Raw genomic sequence first — 18,222 nt, 5'->3', positions numbered from 1 at the left:
GCAGGGTCTAGCGTTCCGGCAGGCGCTCTGAGAGCGCTCTCAGGTGGCTCCCCACCACTCCCCCCACCAGGAGGCCTCGTGAAACGCACCGTCACCCTGCGCGCCGTCGTCGCGGCCCTGCTGCTCGCGACCGGGCTCGGCACCGCCCACGCGGGCGCCGCCAGCGCCGCTCCCACCGCCACCCCGGCCGAGGACGCCGTCTCCGTCTCGCCCGGTCTGCTCGACGCCATGCGCCGCGACCTCGGGCTCTCGACACGGGAGGCGACCGAGCGCCTGCGTGCCGAGCGGGCCGCCACGGGCATCGAGAAGGCCGCCCGGTCGGCCGCCGCGGGCGCGTACGGCGGATCGTGGTTCGACGCGGCGACGGGCCGGCTCGTCGTCGCCGTCACCGACTCCGCCAGAGCCCCGGGCATCCGCGCCCTCGGCGCCGACACCCGGCTCGTGCGGCACAGCGCCGCCGCCCTGGACCGGGCCAAGTCACGGCTGGACTCCCTCACCGCCCCGGCCGGGGTGGCGGGCTGGCACGTCGACGCGCGGACCAACAGCGTCGTCGTCGACGTCGTGCGCGCCGAGCGGACCGCGCCCGCCGTGCGTGCCTTCGTCGAGCGGGCCCGCGCCACCGGCCCGGTCACCGTCGCGACGACGGCCGCGGCACCGCGCACCTACGCGGCGGGCACGGTCGGCGGCGACCCCTACTACACCGGCAACGTCCGCTGCTCGATCGGCTTCTCCGTGCACGGCGGCTTCGTCACGGCCGGACACTGCGGGCGGGCCGGAGCGGCCGTACGCGGCTGGGACGGGTCGGCGATGGGCACCTTCCAGGGCTCCTCGTTCCCCGGCGACGACTACGCCTACGTCAGCATCCACAGCGGCTGGTGGACCGTGCCGGTGGTGCTCGGCTGGGGAACGATCCCCGACCGCCTGGTCCGCGGCTCCGCGGAGGCTCCGGTGGGCGCCTCGATCTGCCGCTCGGGCTCCACGACCCACTGGCGCTGCGGCACCGTGCTGGGGAAGAACCAGACGGTCAACTACAGCCAGGGCGCGGTGCACCAGATGACCAAGACCAGCGTCTGCGCGGAGGGCGGTGACTCCGGCGGGTCGTTCATCAGCGGGGACCAGGCGCAGGGCGTCACCTCCGGCGGCTGGGGCAACTGCTCCAGCGGCGGCGAGACATGGTTCCAGCCGGTCAACGAGATCCTCGGCCGCTACGGTCTGACCCTGCACACCGCCTGACGCACGACCCGCGAGGTCACGAAGAAGGCCTGCCGGGAACGGTGACACCGTTCCCGGCAGGCCTGTGCCGTCGCTCAGTCGGGGCGGGACCCGGTCAGGGGGCCCAGGGCGCCTCCAGCGACCAGCTGCTGTCGGCGGTCAGGGTCTGCGGCCGGTCGAACCCGCCCGACCCGTTCCCCGAGGCGGTGTACACCGCCGACTCGAAGTGCCGCAGATACGATCCGGGGTGGTTCAGCGACTCGAAGGTGACCCCCGTCCCGCCGACGCCCGGCCGGGCGCAGAACGTGGCGTCCTGACGCAGGAGCGCCGTGCCGTCGTCCACGTCGGTGCGCACCCTGTTCGCCGAGTGCCGCAGATAGCGGCCGGGGTAGTTCACCGACTCGAACGAGTAGCAGGACGAGTCGGCGAGACCGCGCCGGACGGTGAACGTGGCGTCCTGCTTCAGCAGCGCGCTGCTGCCGGAGTCCACGATCTCGGTCCAGCCCAGGCTGTCGGCGTGGCGCAGATAGCGGTCGGTGTGACCCCAGGTCGTCACCCGCAGCGAACGCCGTACGTCCGTCGGCAGGATCACCGAACTGCGCCACAGCGCCGGGTCGGCCGTGTTCCAGATGGCGTCGGCGGCGAACGAGGACGCCGTGTCCCACGGGTTGGGCCCGCCGCTGCGGGCGAGATACACCTGGTCCGCGTAGTGCCGCAGATAGGAGCCGGGGAAGTTCAGCGACTCGAAGGAGGTACCGTCGGCCGCGAGACCGCCCCGTGAGCACCAGGTCGCGTCGGCGGCGAACGAGCCGCCCGTGTCGGCGTCGATCCGGACCCGGCCCGAGGCGTGCCGCAGATACCGGCCCGGCTGGTTCACCGCCTCGAAGGAGTAGCAGCGCGCGTCCCCGAGCCCGGCGACGGTCCGGAACGAGGCGTCCTGACGGGGGCCGTCGGCGGAGGAGCCGGTCAGGACGTCGGTACGGGCGGCCGAGTCGGCGTGCCGCAGATAGCGGTCGGTGTGGCCCGGGGTGGTGACCCGGAAGGACCGGACATGCCCCAGGGTCAGGGGCGGTGCCGCGTTGAGGTTGCGGGAGGCGGCGACGAGCGCGCCGTGCGCCGCCCGCAGCCGGGCGGTGTCGACCTTCTGCACCCGGCGGTCGTAGGTGAGCAGTCCGTTGTACTCGCCCTCTACGTCCGTGATCTCGGTGTAGACGTAGGCGGACAGCCCCTTGGTCGTCATGAGCTGCTGCACGTCCCGGACCATGCCGGTGTAGCGGTCGTCGAGCCGGGCCGCGCTGAACACCTGCTCGTAGGCGAAGAACTGCCCGTTGGGGCTGTACTCGTGGCCGGGGGTGCGCAGTCCGATGCCGCCGAACTCGCCGAGCACCGAGATCCTGTTCCCCGACGGACGTGGCCCGTCGGGGCCGGTGTAGACATGCCAGTCGATCATGTCTCCGGTGCCCGGATCACCCTTGGAGGCACAGCAGTTGTAGCCGCTGTGCGGATTCATCAGCCGGCCCGGGTCGTAGTTCTCCAGCTCGGTGGTGACCCGCCGGGTGTCGGCCAGGTTCCACTCGCCCCAGCCCTCGTTGAAGGGCACGTAGGTGACGACGGCGGGGGAGAAGCGGTGCTCGTCGATGATCTCGCGGGCCTCGGTCTCGAACTGGGAGATCTGCGCCGGGGTGCGGTTCGCGTCGAAGGGCAGCGTGGAGGGGATGTCCTGCCAGACCAGCAGCCCCAGCCGGTCGGCGTGGTAGTACCAGCGCGCGGGCTCGACCTTGATGTGCTTGCGGACCATGTTGAAGCCCAGGTCCTTGTGTTTCTGGAGGTCGAAGGCGAGGGCGGCGTCGGTGGGCGCGGTGTAGAGGCCGTCGGGCCAGAAGCCCTGGTCCAGGGTGCCGATCTGGAAGACGAACTCACCGTTCAGGGTGGGCCGCAGCACGCCGTTGACCAGTTTGGTCCCGATCTCGCGCATGCCGAAGTAGCTGGTGACGGTGTCGACGGCGGCCCCGGAGGCGTTGCGCAGGGTGACGCGCAGGTCGTAGAGGAACGGGTCGTCGGGCGACCAGCGCCGGGCGTCGGGCACCGGGACGGCGAACTCGGTGAATCCGCCGGTGGCGCGGCCGACCACCTGGGAGCCGTTCATCGCCTCGGCCAGGACGGTGTGGCCGCCGACGTCGCCCCGGGTGAAGACCCTGACCCGCGCGGTGTTCGTGGCCAGGTCGGGCCTGATGTCGACGGAGTAGACCGAGGACACGGGGGTGGGCTCCAGCCAGACGGTCTGCCAGATGCCGGAGGTGGGTGTGTAGAAGATGCCGCCGGGCTTGTCGGTCTGCTTGCCCATCGGCTGCTTCTCGCCCCGGCCGTCGGCCGGGTCGTAGACCCGCACTACCAACTCATTCCCGCCGCTGCGGAGTTGGGGTGTGATGTCGACCTCGAAGCGGTCGTAGCCGCCCCGGTGGGTGGTGACCTGGGTGCCGTTGACCCAGACGGTGGCCTCGTGGTCGACGGCGCCGAAGTGCAGCTGGACGCGCCGGCCGGACCAGTTCTGGGGGACGGTGAAGGCGCGGCGGTAGAACATCAGGTCCCGGTTGTCGTTGCGCATGATGCCGGACAGTGCGGATTCCACCGGGTAGGGCACGAGGATGCGTTCGGGGAGGGTCTGGCCCAGCGGCGGGGCCGCGTTGCGGTTGACGTTTCCGGCGCCGTCGGCCGGCGGGTTGAGGAACTCCCACTCTCCGTTCAGCGACTGCCAGTCGGGCCGCGTCATCTGCGGTCTCGGGTACTCGGGCAGGGGGTTGGTGGTGGACACCTGGTCGGTCCACGGGGTGGTCAGCGGCGGCGCCTTGGGCGCGATGGCGGCGGAGGCAGGGGTGGTTCCGGTGAAGAAGAGGCCTCCGGCCATCGCCAACAGGGCCGCCAGGCAGGCGACGATGCGTCGCATCGAACTCCTCCTGGGCAGGATGGCGCACCGGAGACCCGCCCGTTCTCGCGGCCCTGCGGCCGGTCGACGAGCGGGAATCCGTGCGGAGTCGGCGAGCGAGCGGTGCGAAAGCGGGCGTGGGGGCGCCCCGTGGGCCCGGTGGGGGCCGGGTGCTGGGGAACCTAACATGAAACATTCATCAACGGAATCACTCATGAACCGAAGGAACCGAACATTCTCAACTGCCCGTCCGTTCCTGGTGGGGTCACCGGCAGCGCGCGGTGAAACCGCCCGCCGCCAGTCCCTGGCAGAACGACGCCTTGGCGGTGCCGTACCGGGTCAGCCGACCGTCGACGAACCAGGTGGTGTCCGGGGCGAAGTCGAAGGAACCGTCGTCGATCCCGTCCCAGCCGTAGCGGAAGTCGAGGTCGATGTAGACCACGGACCGGATCACCCCGCGCAGATCGTGCTGTCCGGGGAGATCGGGGATCGGGCCCTGGTAGTTCATCAGCGAGAACAGACGCCTCACCCACAGGTCCCCGCGCTGCTGCTCCAGTCCGTCGGTGCCGCCGCCGTCGGCGGTGAAGTTCATCATGCCCGCCTCGGCGAGGACGACCGGCTTGCCGTGGTCCCTGGCGAACTTCACGAGTTTCAGCACATTGGCGTCGTGGTCGAAATTGCGCCATACCGCGGCCGGGTTGCCGTGGGAGTCGGTGCCGATGTACGCGTTACGGCACCGGCTCGAGGCCACGTCGTAGTTCTGCGGCGGAGTGCCGTTGTAGAGGTAGCCGCGGTCGTACACCGGCAGGCACAGCTCGTGCGCGAAGACGGACACCCCCAGCCAGTCGACGGCGGTGTCCCCCGGGTACATCGCCTCGAACTCGCCCCGGACCGGGTGGAAGACGAACTCCAGGTTGTGCGCCGTGGACCGGCCGTCGAGGTAGCCCGCCAGCCGGTTGAAGGCGGTCTTGTACGAGGAGCAGCCCGGGTCGGTGCAGTGGTAGTAGCCGCTGACCTCGTAGTCCAGGCGCAGCTTGAAGCGGGCCCGGGGGTGGGCTTCGGTGAAGGCGAGCAGCCGTTCCAGCGAGGCGGTGTGGCCGCCGGCGGCGATCTCGGCGGTGACGGCCCGGGACCTGGCGGCCTTCGCGTTCTCGTCGCCGCCGCCGAAGCCGGGCGGGTTGTCCTTCCAGCTGATCCCCACCTGCACGGTCTTCCCCTGGTCGGCGAGCAGGGTCGCGTACTGGCGGTGGGCGCCGTTCACCCAGTTCCCGGCGCGCAGTTCGTAGTACACGGACCCGCCGCCGGCGTCACGGCCGAAACTCTCGAAGTCGTCCCAGGCGGCGCGGGTCGACTGGCCGATCAGCAGTTCCGGTGGCCCGGCGGAGTCTCCCGCCGCCCGGGCGCCGGTGCCGGTGGGCAGCAACAGCAGCCCGGTCAGGGCCGCGGCGGCCAGGGACCGTACTGCCGTTCTCAGTCGTCGTGCGATCGCCATGTGTGTGCTCCGCTCTGGTGTGTGGGGGAGGGGCACCGGGTGCCGTACGCGCTCGCTGCGGCGTGCGGCACCCGGGCGGTGGGGGGACGGCTCAGGAGGCCTTCCAGGTGTAGGTCGGCGTCGTGAGCTGGCTGGTCTGGGTGCTGGGCTGGTAGTTGAAGGAGTAGGTGAGCGTCGCGCCGGACGGCACCTGGACCGGCAGCTCCCAGCGGTTGTCGGTGGAGTCGTGGGAGAGGAAGTAGTTCAGCGGCGGGCCGCCGTCGACGCGGTACTGCACGGTGACGAAGGTGGCCTGGAAGCCCTTCGGCGCGAACCAGACGGTGGTGCCGGACCCGGAGGTCACGCCCTGTGTGTACGTGCCGCTGCCGGGGTCGGTCGGGGTCGGGGTCGGTGTGGGGGTCGGCGTAGGAGTCGGGGTGGGTGTGGGGGTCGGCGTCGGGTTCGGTCCGGGGGTCCCGTTCGTCCACGTCGGCTTCCTGATCTCGGTGAGGAAGTTGGCGAGGACGGTCGGGTCGGCCTGGACGCGGGAGTCGCCCCAGTTGCCGTTGGCGCACCCCGGCCCGCCCGCCTGGGCACCGCTCGCGCACTGCCACTGCGTCTGCGCGTCCCAGTTCGTGTTGATGTAGGCGGCGGCCCGGATGACGTCCTTGTTGCGGTCGATCCAGTCGAAGTAGCCCGCGTGCCAGCCGTCCCAGATGGCCTGGCCGCTGGACGCGCCGGGGTTGTTGCGGAAGATGCAGCTCGTGGTCCTGGCTCCGGTCCGCGCGCCCTGCGGTGCCGCCTCGGCGACCATGGCGGGCTTGCCGTGCGCACGGGCGAAGTCCAGCAGCCGGCCCTGCTGCCCGACCGGATCGGTGTCGTACGATCCGCAGCCCCACTGGGCCTGCACCGAGCGGGAGTTGTAGAACGAGGACAGGCCGACCCAGTCCACGTACCGGTCACCCGGGTACCAGTCGTCCAGGTGGCCGGGATCGGTGACGATGTAGTTCCACTCCGGGTGGTCGGGGTGGGTGTTCACCGGCCACGCCGCGCTCTGCCAGACGGTGGCGACGCGGGTGGCGCCGAGGGCGTCGATACGGCCCTTGATGTAGCGGAACGCCTCTTTGTAGTACTCGGAGTTGTAGCAGTTCCAGGGGCCGTCGAACTCGTAGCCGATGCGCAGCAGGATGTCGCGGTCGTAGCCCTTGAGGCGGTTGATCATCTCGTCGACCTTGGACCGGTACTGGCTGATCAGACTCGGGTTCCCGGCCGTGACGTCGGCGTCGTCGCGTCCGATGACGGCACGCAGGGGCTGGTTGCCGCAGCCGGTGGTGGCGTCGGAGAGGTACAGCCCGACGGCGACGGCGGCGCCGGGGTACTCCCGCAGGGTCCGGGCGAAGTCGACCGTGCCCGCGCCCCAGTCCGCCGGGCCGGACATGCCGGCCAGCGGGGCGGGTGAGCCGCCCAGCACCAGATTGGTGTACAGCGTGACACCGCCGGGCGCCGGCGCCCCCAGGGAGGGCTTGTCCAGGACATCGGTGCGGTAGGCGGACAGTGTGTCGCTGTCCTGGCCCATGACCAGCATGACCTTGCCGTCCGCGGGGACGCCCCGGCCGGTGACGGCGGCGCTGCCCGCCTCGGCGTGCGGGGAGGGGGCGGCCAGGGCGAGCAGGGCTGCGGCGGCGACCCCCGCGCCGAGCGCCCGGCCCACGGGTCCGCGCAGTCTGAATCTCTTCATCGGTGTCTCCGGTTCGTGCGGACACGGCGGTGCGTACCGCCGCCGCCGGCTGACGGGACGTCAACGGCGCTCGCATGGTGCGGGCGGTGCCGCACCGGGTCAATCACTTGCGAAAGTTTCGTAGATTGCCGCAGTTCATCGGCAGGCTGCTACGAAATGTTGACGCGCGGTCCGGTGTAGAGGAACTGACTATGCAGGTCAGAGGCATAGTGTGGGTCGCGGGCGTCACTCGGCCGAAATGGCGCGGTGTTCTCCACCGAGAAGTGCTGCAAAGTTTCGCGAAATACTTGACAGAAGTTTCGGTGGACCGCGACCTTGATCCCACTCAACCCCGCACCCCGTCCCGGAGGACCGCCATGGGCCGTACGCGTGCCCGCAGAACCGCCGTCGCGCTCGCCGCCGCCACCGCCCTCGTCTCGCTCGCCGCCTGCGGCTCCGGTGGCTCGGACGCGGCCGACGGGAAGATCACGCTCACCGTCGCCACGTTCAGCGACTTCGGCTACAAGCCCCTCATCGAGGAGTACGAGCGCACCCACCCCGGCATCGAGATCAAGGAGCGCATCTCCCAGTTCGACCAGCACCACAACCAGCTCTCCACCCAGATAGCCTCCGGCAGCGGCGCCGCCGACGTCGTCGCCATCGAGGAGGGCTACCTGCCGAAGTTCCGCGCGGTGAAGGACGAGTTCACCAACCTCGCCGACCACGGGGCACTGGCCCGCAAGGACGAGTACCTGGACTGGAAGTGGCAGCAGGCCACCCTCGGCACCGCCGACTTCGTCATGGGCTACGGCACCGACGTCGGCAGCCTCGCCATCTGCTACCGCAAGGACCTCTTCGCGAAGGCCGGCCTGCCCACGGACCGTACGGAGGTCGGCAGGCTCTGGCCCACCTGGGCGGACTACTTCGCCACCGGTGAGAGGTTCCGGGCGAAGGTCGACGACAGGGCCTGGTTCGACAGCTCGGGCAACATCTTCACGGCGATGATGAACCAGACCGAGTTCGGGTTCTTCGACGCGAAGGACGAGTACGTCGGCGACACGAACCCGAAGGTCCGCGAGTTCTTCATGGCGACCGCCGAGGCCACGGCCGACAAGCAGTCGGCCAACCTCCAGCCGTTCAGCCAGCAGTGGAACGCGGGCATCAAGCTCGGGCGGATGGCGACCATGACCTGCCCCGCCTGGATGACCGGCCAGATCGCGACCGCCGCGGGTGACGCGGGCGCCGGCAAGTGGGACATCGCCGCGGTCCCGGGCGGCGGCGGCAACTGGGGCGGCTCCTTCCTCACCGTGCCCCAGCAGGGCAGGCACGTGAAGGAGGCCGCCGAACTGGCCGACTTCCTCACCTCCGCGGACTCCCAGAAAAGGATCTTCACCGGCCCGGTCGGCGCGCTGCCCTCCCTCGTCCCCGTCCTGGCGGACACCCAGGTCAAGGGCGCGAAGTCGGAGTACTTCGGAAACGCTCCGACGGGCGAGATCTTCGCCGGTTCCGCGACGAACCTGAGGCCCAACTACCGCGGCACCAAGGACCAGCAGGCCCGCATTCCGTTCGGCAACGCCCTCCAGCTCGTCGAGCAGGGCAAGGCGGACCCGGAGAAGGCATGGGACAAGGCCCTCGACGAAGCGGCCAAGAACCTGCGCTGACCCCGGACCGGCGGCGGCGACCCTCCTCCTCTCGCCGCCGCCTCCTCTCCCCGAGCCCGCCCCTCTCACGCGGAGATCCGCCATGGCGCTCCAGAACACCACCGCCACCCCGGCCGCCCACCGCGGCCGCTCCCCTTCCCGCCGGCCGCACCGAACGCGCCGCGAGCACCGGCTGCTCCCGTACCTGTTCATCGCGCCGTTCTTCGTCGTGTTCGGCGTCTTCGGGCTGTACCCGCTGCTCCAGACCCTGTGGGTGTCCCTGCACGACTGGGACCGCCTCACGGGAGCGGGGGACTGGGTCGGCCTCGACAACTTCACCCGGCTGCTTGCGGACTCCGACTTCTACACAGCCACCTTCAACACGCTCAGCATCTTCGTGCTGTCCACCGCGCCCCAACTGCTCGCCGCACTCGGCCTGGCCTGGCTCCTCGACCGTCGGCTGCGCGCCACCAGCGCCTGGCGGGCGCTCGTCCTGGTGCCGCAGTACGTGTCGGTGGTGGCGGTCGCCCTGGTCTTCTCCCAGCTGTTCGGACGCGACTTCGGCGTCGTCAACCGGGCCCTGCAGAACCTCGGTCTGATCAGCGACCCCGTCGACTGGACCGCGGACACCTGGAGTTCGCACCTCGCCATCAGCCTCATGGTGATGTGGCGCTGGACCGGCTACAACGCCCTGATCCTGCTGGCCGCGATGCAGGCCGTGCCTCGCGACCTGTACGAGTCGGCGCAGATCGACGGCGCGGGACGGTTCCTGACGTTCCGTAAGGTCACCCTCCCGGCCATCCGGCCGACCATCGTCTTCACCGTGGTCATCTCGACCATCGGCGGGCTCCAGCTGTTCGCCGAGCCCTTCCTGTTCGACCAGCAGGGCAACGCGGAGGGCGGGGCCGAGCACCAGTTCCAGACGCTGACGCTGATGCTCTACAAGTACGGCTTCATCAACAACGACGCCGGTTACGCGTCCGCCGTCTCGTGGGTGCTGTTCCTCGTCATCGCCGTCGTCGCAGCAGTGAACTTCCTGCTCGCCCGCCGCTCCGAGCGCGCCTGACCCGAACCGGCAACCAGGAGAACCCCCATGGCCGTCACCACACCCACCCGAGCCCCGGGCCACCGCCCCGGTGCCCCGGCCCGCCGCCGCGACCGCACCGCCCCCAGGCGGGGTCCCGGCGGCCCGGACAAGGCGGGCCCGATCGCCTACGCCCTCCTCGCGGCGATCACCGCCGCCTCCGTCTTCCCGCTGTACTGGAGCTTCGTCGTCGCCTCGCACGACGACAACTCCGTGCTCGCCGGGACGACCCCACCGCTGGTGCCCGGCGGCCATCTGATCGAGAACATCCAGCGCGTCTTCGAACTGTCCGCCTTCTGGCAGGCGCTGGGCAACTCCCTCGTCGTGGCCGGCACCACCGCCGTCAGCAACGTCCTGCTGTCCTCCCTGGCCGGCTTCGCGTTCGCGAAACTCCGCTTCCGGGGGCGCGATCCGCTCCTGGTGTGCGTGGTCGTCACCGTCATGGTGCCGACGCAGCTCGGCGTCATCCCGCTGTACCTGCTCGTCACCGACATGGGGCTGTACGGCAAGCTGTCCGCGCTGATCGTGCCCGCCCTGGTCTCCGCCGTCGGCGTGTTCTGGATGCGCCAGGCCATCGAGGAGAACATCCCGGACGAGCTGATCGAGGCCGCGCGCATGGACGGGGCGGGGCTGCTGCGCACGTACTGGCACGTGGTGGTGCCCGGCGTACGCACGACGGCGACCGTGCTCGGCATGTTCACCTTCATGTTCGCCTGGAACGACTACTTCTGGCCGCTGATCGCCCTGCCGCCGGAGAACGGCACCGTGCAGATCGCCCTCAACCAGCTCGCCGCCGGCTACTACACCGACTACACGCTGATGCTCGCCGGTGTCGTCGTCTCGGTACTGCCGGTGCTCGTCGTCTTCACCGTACTCGCCCGCCGCATCGTGTCCGGTGTGATGGCCGGCGCCGTCAAGGGCTGAGCGCCCCCGACCTCCTCGGAGAGACTCCATGACCGCCTGGCCCCTCACCGCCGACGAGGACCGGTCCGACCGGCCGGAGCACGGCCGGGACCACGCCCCGGACATCGTCAACCCGGTGCTGCCCGGCTTCCACCCCGACCCCTCGGTCCTGCGGGTCGGTGACGACTACTACATCGCCACCTCCACGTTCGAATGGCTTCCCGGAGTGGCCCTCCACCACTCACGCGACCTGGTCAACTGGCGTCCGCTCGGCGGCATCCTGCGTGAGCGGCGGCTCGTCGACCTGACCGGCCGGCCGGACTCCGGTGGCGTCTGGGCGCCCTGTCTGTCGTACACCGACGGCCTCTTCCACCTCGTCTACAGCGATGTCACCAATCTCTCCGGTGCCTTCAAGGACGTTTGCAACCACGTCATCACCGCGCCCGCACTCGACGGACCCTGGTCGGACCCGGCTCCCTTCCCCTCGCACGGCTTCGACCCCTCCCTGTTCCACGACGACGGCCCGGACGGCGACGGACGCAGCTGGGCGCTGTGGATGGAGTGGGACCACCGGCCCGGCAGACACCCCTTCGCCGGGATCCTCCTCCAGGAGTGGGACCGCGCGGAGCGCCGTGTCACCGGACCGGTCCACCGCGTCTTCACCGGCACGCCCCTCGGGCACACGGAGGGACCGCATCTGTACCGCCGCGACGGCTGGTACCACCTGGTGACCGCCGAGGGCGGCACGTCCTGGTCGCACGCGGTCACCGTGGCCCGCTCGCGCGAGCTGACCGGCCCCTACCGGGCCGATCCCGCGGGTCCGCTGCTGACCTCCGCGGGCCACGAGACGCTGCCGCTGCAGAAGGCGGGCCACGGCAGTCTGGTGGCGACCCCCGACGGCGAGTGGTACCTCGCCCATCTGACGGCACGCCCCCTCAGCCCGCTGGGGCCGTGCGTCCTGGGCCGCGAGACCGCCCTCCAGCGCGTGGAGTGGACGGCGGACGGCTGGCCGCGGATCGCGGGCGGGCAGCCGCCCGGACAGGACGGCGGAGCGCTGCCGCGGACCGTCGTGCCGGGCCCGGCCCTCCCGCCCGCGCCGGTGCCGCCCGCACCCGTCCGCGACGACTTCGCCGGGCCCGTGCTCGCCCCCCACTGGTCGACCCTGCGGCGCCACCCCGACCCGTCCTGGCTGAGCCTCACCGAACCTCCGGGCGGTCTGCGGCTGCGCGGCGGCCAGTCGCTCGGCTCCACGCACGGGCAGAGCCTGGTGGCCCGGCGCCAGCAGGCCACGGACTTCACTTTCTCCGCGCTGCTGACCGCCGACCCGCGTTCCCCGCTCCAGATGGCGGGCATCGTCCACTACTACAACTCCACGCTCTGGCACTACCTGCACCTGTCCTGGGACGAGCGGCTCGGCCGTGTCCTGCGGGTCGGACTGTGCGCGCACGGCCGCTACTTCGAACCCGCTCCCGCGGTGCCGGTGCCCGACGCGCCCCTCGAACTGTCACTGACGGTGCGCGGGGCGCAGGGGAACTTCGCCTGGCGGGCACCCGACGGCGGCCGTAGTGCGATCGGACCCGACGACGGGCGCCGCGCGATCGGACCCGACGACGGCTGCCGTCCGATCGGACCCGAGGGCGTCCGCCGCCCGATCGGACCCGACCTCGACGTCTCCCGCCTGTCCGACGAGAGCGCGACGATCGGCGACCCGGCGACGGGCCACTTCACGGCGTGGGGCTTCACCGGAGCCTTCGTCGGGCTGTGCGCGCAGGACCTCACCGGCTCCGCCCTGACCGCCGACTTCCGCTGGTCGGAGTACCGGGAAGGCCCCGCGGACCACCCCGGGGCCGGATGAGGCCGGTGGCCGGACCATGGCAGACTCGACCGTCTCCACCCCGGAGCGGCGCAGCACGCACCACCCAGCGGAACGGACACCTCGGATGACAGCGGACAGGCCCGACGGCACGGGCAGGGTCACCCTGAACATGATCGCGTCCGAGGCCGGCGTGTCCGTGTCCACCGTCTCCAAGGTCCTCAACGCCCGCGCCGACGTCTCCACCGAGACCAAGGAGCGCGTGGAGGCCGTGATGGACCGCCTCGGCTACCAGCGCCGGCCGAGCCGTCGCCGGGGAGCCGTGGTCGACCTGGTCCTCAACGAACTGGACAGCCTCTGGTCGGTGGAGATCATCCGCGGGGTCGACGAGGTGCTGCACCAGGCGGGCGCCAGCATGGTCCTGTCGGCCGTGCACGGACGCAGCGCCGACACCCGCGAATGGATCGACCAGCTCGCCGCCCGCCGCAGCGACGGCGCCATCCTCGTCGTCTCCGACCTCACCGCCCAGCAGCGCAAGCGGCTCGCGGCGCTGGACGTGCCCTTCGTCCTGGTCGACCCCGTCGGCAACGTCGACGCGCTGGTCCCCACCGTCGGGGCCACCAACTGGGCGGGTGCCGTCAGCGCCACCGAGTACCTCATCGGGCTGGGCCACACCCGCATCGCCCATCTCGCCGGACCCCGGCAGGTGTTGTGCAGCAGGGCCCGCGCGGACGGCTTCCGCGCCACCATGGAGGCGGCCGAACTCCCCGTGCCCGGCGGCTGGGTGCCGCACGGCGAGTTCAACGACGTGTCCGGCCGGGAGCAGATGGACCGTCTCCTCGACGAGGCGGAGGCCGCCGGACAGGAGCCGCCCACGGCGGTGTTCGCCGCCAGCGACCTCCAGGCGCTCGGCGCCTTCGAGGCCCTGCGCTCGCGCGGCTGGGCCATCCCGGACGACATCAGCCTGGTCGGCTTCGACGACCTTCCGGTGGCCCGCTGGACCCATCCGCCGCTCACCACGGTCCGCCAGCCCCTGCTGGACATGGCCTCCATGGCGGCCAACACCTTGCTGCGCATCATCGACGGCGAACCGGCCGACCAGCTGCGCCTCGAACTCGCCACCCAGCTGATCGTCCGGGGGAGCACGGCGGTCCCCTCGCCGCGCACCGGCCCGCTCACTCGAAGAACTTGAGGCTCCAGCCGGTGTTCGTGACCGGGCCGGGGACGTCGGCGCGCCGGTAGGTGGTGCCGCCCCACCAGCAGAAGGTGCCGGTGTACCAGTACCGGTTCGCCCAGGAGTACGGCGTCCCCTTCGGCACGGCGTGGAACATCAGCGGGAAGGTCGGCCCGGCGGGCGGGCTGGTGGCGATGTCGCCGTCGAGCAGCACGAAGCTGTGGTGGCCGGGCCCGTCGACGTTCAGCGTCGGGTCCCAGCCGCTCATCATGGTCGCCCGGTGGGAGCCGAACAGACAGCCGTTCGACTTGTACCAGTCCCATACGTACGTCGGGTCGCCGCCCGCCCGCAGCCGCAGATCGGCGAGGCAGTACCGGTCGCTCCAGCTGCCGTTGGCCGAGTAGACGATGTGCAGCTGCCCGTCGGGGTCCTTGATCGCCTCGGGTGCCTCGTTGATGTACGGGTTGCCGACGATCCGCTCCCAGCTCTCGCGCGGCTGCGAGATGACGTACCTCGGCCCTGTCGCGGTGGTGGGGCTGCTCATCCGGGCGACGTAGAGGTTCTGTTCGACGTTGGTGTCGCCGGCCCAGCCCGACCAGACGAACCAGCGCTGCCCGCCGAAGGTGAACAGGGTGCCGTCGATGGCCCACTTGTCGTCGGGGAGGGCGAGCCTGGTCTCGGCGGTGTATCCGCTGTCCGGGTTCGCCGAGCTGATCACGTACATCCGGTGGGCTGCGCCGCGGCCCGCCGTGAAGTAGACGTGGTAGCGGCCGCCGTCGCGCACGATCTCAGGTGCCCACACCTCGCCCAGGCCCCGGCTGTCCGACCACACCGGGCGGGCGGGCGCGGTGGCGAGTCCGGCAGTCGAGGAAGCCACTCGTACGGCGACGCCGCCACCGGTCGACTGCACCGACACATACGTGCCGCCCACCCGCAGCACGCTGGGGTCCGCGCCCCGCAGGGACTGCTGGCCGGCCTCGGCGGTGTCCGCCGTCGACAGGGCCGTCAGCAGCGCCGGCAGCAGGGACAGCGCCAGGGCCGCCGCCCCGCCCACGCGTGGTTCACGCTTCATGCTCGCTCCCGGTGGTCGGCCGTCGGGCGTGCTTTCCGTCGACGCTTTACATCGATGGAACATGTCGAGGGGCAGCGTCCTGTTTAGCGGTGAACATGTCAATGCGGGTGGGGGTGCGGGACGGCCGACGCCCCGTCAGCCGGGAGTCCCGTGGGCGGAGTCGAGCAGGGCCAGCTCCTCGTCCGACAGGCGAAGGCTTCCCGCAGCCACGTTGTCCTCCAGATGGGCGGGATCGCCGGTACCGGGGATGGCCAGCACATGCGGGCCGCGGTGCAGCGTCCAGGCGATCCGCACCTGCGCGGGAGCGACACCGCGCCCCCGGGCGACGGCGAGCACCTCGGGATGCTCGGCGCCGACCGCCCCGGCCTGCCGGCCCGTGGCGGCGATGGCGTAGAACGGCACGAACGCGACCCCTTGCGCACCGCACGTGCGGACGAACGCGTCCTGGTCCGGACGTACCCCGAGCCCGTACATGTTCTGCACGCACACCACCGGCGCGATGGCCCGGGCCTCGTCGAGATGGTGCGGGTGGACGTTGGACAGGCCCAGATGACGCACGAGGCCCGCCCGGCGCAACTCGGCCAGCACACCGAAACGTTCGGCGATCGAACCGGTCCCGACGATCCGCAGGTTCACCACGTCCAGATGGTCGCGGCCGAGCTGCCGCAGATTCTCCTCGACCAGTCCGCGCAGCTGCTCCGGACCCGCGTGCGGCAGCCAGGCCCCCGACGGGTCGCGCGGCTGGCCCACCTTGGTGGCGATCACGAGGTCGTCCGGGTACGGGGCGAGGGCCCGGTTGATGAGTTCGTTGGCCGAGCGCAGCGGCGAGAAGTAGAAGGCGGCGGTGTCGATGTGGTTCACGCCCAGTTCGACCGCGCGGCGCAGGACACGCACGGCCTGCTCCCGGTCGCGCGGCACGGCGTCGGCGACGAGCGCGCTGCCGGTCTGCGGCAGACGCATCGCCCCGAAGCCGATCCGGTTGACCGTGCGGTCTCCCAGTGTCCAGGTTCCCGAGGCCGCGGCGGTGATCGTCTCAGAGGTCATGGCCGGATGATCTCCGCACGCTAGGGTGGCCGCCATCGATTCAGGCATACATGAATCCCGGAGGCGGCTGTGCCGGCGGAGCTGGAGTTCTCGGTCGCGGACCTGGCACGGACGCGGTTCGCCGTCTCCCCGATGTGGCAGGTGGGCACGAGCTTCCGTCTGCTGGTCTCGGGCGCCGAGGATCCCCTGCACCGGCGCTGGCTGGAGCAGGTGCGGCCCCGGTTCACCGCCGCGGGCCTGCACCAGGGATGGCTGGCCGAGCTGATCCCGCCCACCGGCTACGCTCCCGACTTCCTCAACCCCGCTCCCGGCGGGCCGAATCCGGACCTGGCGGAGGAGCTGGCCACGATCCTCGCCGCGCCCGCCGACCGGGTCCGCCGCGACCTCGGTCATCTCGCCCGCCACCAGGGCGCCCTCGGCCCCCGGGCGCGGGCGCTGCACACGGACCCGGAGGCCCGGCTGCCGCGGCTCGCGGCAGAGGTCGAGACCTACTGGGAACTGGCCCTCGCCCCCTACTGGTCGCGCATCCGCGCGGTGCTCGACGCCGACATCCTCCACCGGGCCCGTCAGGTCGCCGGGCACGGTGCCGGACATCTGCTGAACGAGCTGCACCCGCTGGCCAGTTGGGACGACAACGTGCTGCGCGTGGTGCGTCGCCGACGGACTCTGTCGCGGGAAACGGCGGGGCCGGGGCTGCTGCTGGTCCCCTGCGCCTTCAAGGGACGGGGGCTGTCGACCCGGGTCTCGCCGCCGGATCCGCCCCAGCTCGCCTACCGGGCGCGAGGCGTCGGCACGCTGTGGGAGCGCCGTACCGTCACCGGCGGCGCCGCGCTCGCCGCTGTTCTCGGGCGGTCGCGCGCCCGGCTCCTCGCCGAACTCGACACGCCGTCCACCACGACGGAACTGGCCTGGCGCACCGGTATCTCCATGGCGGGGGTCTCGCAGAACCTGACCGCGCTGCGCGACGCAGGTTTCGTCACGGCGCACCGGGCCGGACGCGTCGTGCTGTACGCCCGTACCGCCGTGGGGGAATCGGTGCTCGCGGCCGGGTCCGGCGACGGCCCGGGCCCCACGACGGGCCGGTCGGCCGACGCACCGGCCCGTTGACGGGCCGGCCCGCGACCGGCTGACGCACGGGGGAAGGATCGGCGGAGGGGGCGGTGGAAGGGCCGGTGGCGCCGACCGCCTCCTGGGCCGCCATGACCTCGTCGCCGTGCTCGAACGCCCAGGCGCCGACGGGCTGATCGATTGCTCCGACCCGGTCGGCCCGGGCTTCCGGCTCCTGGCGGAGGGCGGCCCCTCGGCCGCGCGGCAACTGGCCTCGGCGGCAACGGGAGTTCACGTCGTGAAGGCGTTCGACCTCTGCCACGAGGACGTGTGGCGGATGCGGCCACCGGGCTTCGGCGGGCGTCCGCCGACGGTGCCGGTGTGCGGGGACGACGCCTCGACTCTCGCGCGGGTGCGGCAGCCGGTGCGGGACGTGGGCTGTCGGCGGCCTCGGGCGGGCGGGACTCCTGGAGGCGGTCGGCGCGCTGTTCATCGGGCTGTGGGTCGGCGAAGGGGCGGACGTGCGGGCGATCGCACCTCCGCCCGCCTACGCGACCGGCCCGGCCGCCCAGGAGGCGGAGAGCGGCACGAAAGCGACCTCCTAGACGCTCTCCTGCTCCTGCTCCCGCTCCAGCTCTCGCTTGAGATTGCGCAGGGTCCTGGCGATGTTGCGGGCCTGGAAGTCGGCGAAGGTGTGGCCCTTCGTGGCGACCCGGTCGAAGGCGTTCGCCACGAACGTCGGCCAGCGGCGGCGGTCGTCCGTCCAGGTCTCCGTCACGCGGGTGCCGTCGCCGGCGGGCTCGAAGCGGTACTCCCAGGTGGCGATCGGGCCGCGCAGGCGCGGGCGGCTGATCCCGATCTCGTGCACCCTGAAGGCGAACGTCCGGCCCGGGTCCGCGGCGGTGACCGTGCACCTGGTCACCCAGCGGAACCGTCCCCGCTTGTTCCGCCCCACGAAGCTGGTCCCCGGCGTGGCCGGACCCTCTGTCTGCTCCCCGGCCGTCCCCAGGTTCTCCGGGCTCCAACGGCCCATGTCCCCTGGACGGCTGACCGCCCGGTACGCCACCGAGGGCGGTACGTCTATGACGATGCTGTCGCTCACGCTGAACACACGGCCCACGA

Annotated in this window: 12 protein-coding genes and 3 pseudogenes; 8 read left to right on the top strand and 7 right to left on the bottom strand. The window is 71.6% G+C overall.

Translation table 11 applies throughout. The features are described from left to right. The first annotated feature begins 78 nt into the window (after positions 1-78). Positions 79-1,233, top strand: a complete 1,155-nt coding sequence (locus tag ACZ6SQ_RS06445) for a S1 family peptidase (protein WP_469557296.1) — start codon at positions 79-81, stop codon at positions 1,231-1,233. Positions 1,234-1,327: 94 nt separating this feature from the next. Here ACZ6SQ_RS06445 and ACZ6SQ_RS06440 read toward each other — a convergent pair. The 4 genes and pseudogenes from ACZ6SQ_RS06440 to ACZ6SQ_RS06425 all read right to left on the bottom strand — a co-directional run. Further along, a pseudogene (locus tag ACZ6SQ_RS06440) lies at positions 1,328-1,762 on the bottom strand (AbfB domain-containing protein); the annotation flags it as partial. Between the two features lie 60 nt (positions 1,763-1,822). Then, positions 1,823-4,117: pseudogene (locus ACZ6SQ_RS06435) on the bottom strand (AbfB domain-containing protein); the annotation flags it as partial. Between the two features lie 283 nt (positions 4,118-4,400). After that, on the bottom strand, positions 4,401-5,627 hold the full coding sequence (locus ACZ6SQ_RS06430) for a glycoside hydrolase family 26 protein (RefSeq protein WP_469557295.1): 1,227 nt from the start codon (positions 5,625-5,627) through the stop codon (positions 4,401-4,403). A gap of 91 nt (positions 5,628-5,718) precedes the next feature. After that, complete coding sequence (locus ACZ6SQ_RS06425; RefSeq protein ID WP_469557293.1) at positions 5,719-7,344, bottom strand: glycoside hydrolase family 26 protein; 1,626 nt, start codon at positions 7,342-7,344, stop codon at positions 5,719-5,721. Between the two features lie 356 nt (positions 7,345-7,700). Between ACZ6SQ_RS06425 and ACZ6SQ_RS06420 the strand changes: the two genes are divergently transcribed. The 5 genes from ACZ6SQ_RS06420 (at position 7,701) to ACZ6SQ_RS06400 (ending at position 13,955) form a co-directional block, all read left to right on the top strand. Next, entirely contained in the window at positions 7,701-8,984 is a 1,284-nt protein-coding gene (locus tag ACZ6SQ_RS06420; protein WP_469557291.1) for an ABC transporter substrate-binding protein, read from the top strand. Between the two features lie 82 nt (positions 8,985-9,066). Further along, a complete protein-coding gene (locus tag ACZ6SQ_RS06415; protein WP_469557289.1) occupies positions 9,067-10,029 on the top strand; it encodes a carbohydrate ABC transporter permease in 963 nt (320 codons plus the stop codon). Between the two features lie 27 nt (positions 10,030-10,056). Next, complete coding sequence (locus ACZ6SQ_RS06410; protein WP_469557287.1) at positions 10,057-10,971, top strand: carbohydrate ABC transporter permease; 915 nt, start codon at positions 10,057-10,059, stop codon at positions 10,969-10,971. Positions 10,972-10,999: 28 nt separating this feature from the next. Beyond that, on the top strand, positions 11,000-12,805 hold the full coding sequence (locus ACZ6SQ_RS06405; RefSeq protein WP_469557285.1) for a glycoside hydrolase family 43 protein: 1,806 nt from the start codon (positions 11,000-11,002) through the stop codon (positions 12,803-12,805). Between the two features lie 85 nt (positions 12,806-12,890). Next, positions 12,891-13,955: a LacI family DNA-binding transcriptional regulator gene (locus ACZ6SQ_RS06400; protein WP_469557283.1), complete on the top strand. Its 1,065-nt coding sequence runs from the start codon at positions 12,891-12,893 to the stop codon at positions 13,953-13,955. Here ACZ6SQ_RS06400 and ACZ6SQ_RS06395 read toward each other — a convergent pair. Next, entirely contained in the window at positions 13,939-15,009 is a 1,071-nt protein-coding gene (locus ACZ6SQ_RS06395; protein WP_469557282.1) for a glycoside hydrolase family 43 protein, read from the bottom strand. The two genes, ACZ6SQ_RS06400 and ACZ6SQ_RS06395, sit on opposite strands and share 17 nt — an antisense overlap. A 135-nt stretch (positions 15,010-15,144) precedes the next feature. Continuing rightward, positions 15,145-16,053, bottom strand: a complete 909-nt coding sequence (locus tag ACZ6SQ_RS06390; RefSeq protein ID WP_469557280.1) for an oxidoreductase — start codon at positions 16,051-16,053, stop codon at positions 15,145-15,147. 69 nt (positions 16,054-16,122) lie between these two features. Between ACZ6SQ_RS06390 and ACZ6SQ_RS06385 the strand changes: the two genes are divergently transcribed. Continuing rightward, the gene (locus ACZ6SQ_RS06385; RefSeq protein ID WP_469557277.1) at positions 16,123-17,160 is read left to right on the top strand and encodes an ArsR/SmtB family transcription factor; all 1,038 of its coding nucleotides are present in this window, start codon (positions 16,123-16,125) and stop codon (positions 17,158-17,160) included. A 19-nt stretch (positions 17,161-17,179) separates the two neighbouring features. Beyond that, a pseudogene (locus ACZ6SQ_RS06380) lies at positions 17,180-17,705 on the top strand (NAD(P)-binding domain-containing protein). On the opposite strand, the gene ACZ6SQ_RS06375 reads toward ACZ6SQ_RS06380, so the two are convergent. Next, the gene (locus ACZ6SQ_RS06375; protein WP_469557275.1) at positions 17,702-18,220 is read right to left on the bottom strand and encodes an SRPBCC family protein; all 519 of its coding nucleotides are present in this window, start codon (positions 18,218-18,220) and stop codon (positions 17,702-17,704) included. The pseudogene ACZ6SQ_RS06380 and the gene ACZ6SQ_RS06375 sit on opposite strands and share 4 nt — an antisense overlap. Between the last annotated feature and the right edge of the window lie 2 nt (positions 18,221-18,222).

It is taken from the genome of Streptomyces sp. NPDC048600, assembly GCF_055587025.1.
Note: the sequence above shows the minus strand (reverse complement) of the source record. Positions and strands in the feature narration are given on the sequence as shown.

Coding starts and splice junctions, on each gene's coding strand:
- ACZ6SQ_RS06390 (WP_469557280.1), bottom strand. CDS start 16,053: ATGACCTCTGAGACGATCACCGCCGCGGCCTCGGGAACCTGGACACTG.
- ACZ6SQ_RS06420 (WP_469557291.1), top strand. CDS start 7,701: ATGGGCCGTACGCGTGCCCGCAGAACCGCCGTCGCGCTCGCCGCCGCC.
- ACZ6SQ_RS06405 (WP_469557285.1), top strand. CDS start 11,000: ATGACCGCCTGGCCCCTCACCGCCGACGAGGACCGGTCCGACCGGCCG.
- ACZ6SQ_RS06415 (WP_469557289.1), top strand. CDS start 9,067: ATGGCGCTCCAGAACACCACCGCCACCCCGGCCGCCCACCGCGGCCGC.
- ACZ6SQ_RS06395 (WP_469557282.1), bottom strand. CDS start 15,009: ATGAAGCGTGAACCACGCGTGGGCGGGGCGGCGGCCCTGGCGCTGTCC.
- ACZ6SQ_RS06400 (WP_469557283.1), top strand. CDS start 12,891: ATGACAGCGGACAGGCCCGACGGCACGGGCAGGGTCACCCTGAACATG.
- ACZ6SQ_RS06425 (WP_469557293.1), bottom strand. CDS start 7,344: ATGAAGAGATTCAGACTGCGCGGACCCGTGGGCCGGGCGCTCGGCGCG.
- ACZ6SQ_RS06410 (WP_469557287.1), top strand. CDS start 10,057: ATGGCCGTCACCACACCCACCCGAGCCCCGGGCCACCGCCCCGGTGCC.
- ACZ6SQ_RS06430 (WP_469557295.1), bottom strand. CDS start 5,627: ATGGCGATCGCACGACGACTGAGAACGGCAGTACGGTCCCTGGCCGCC.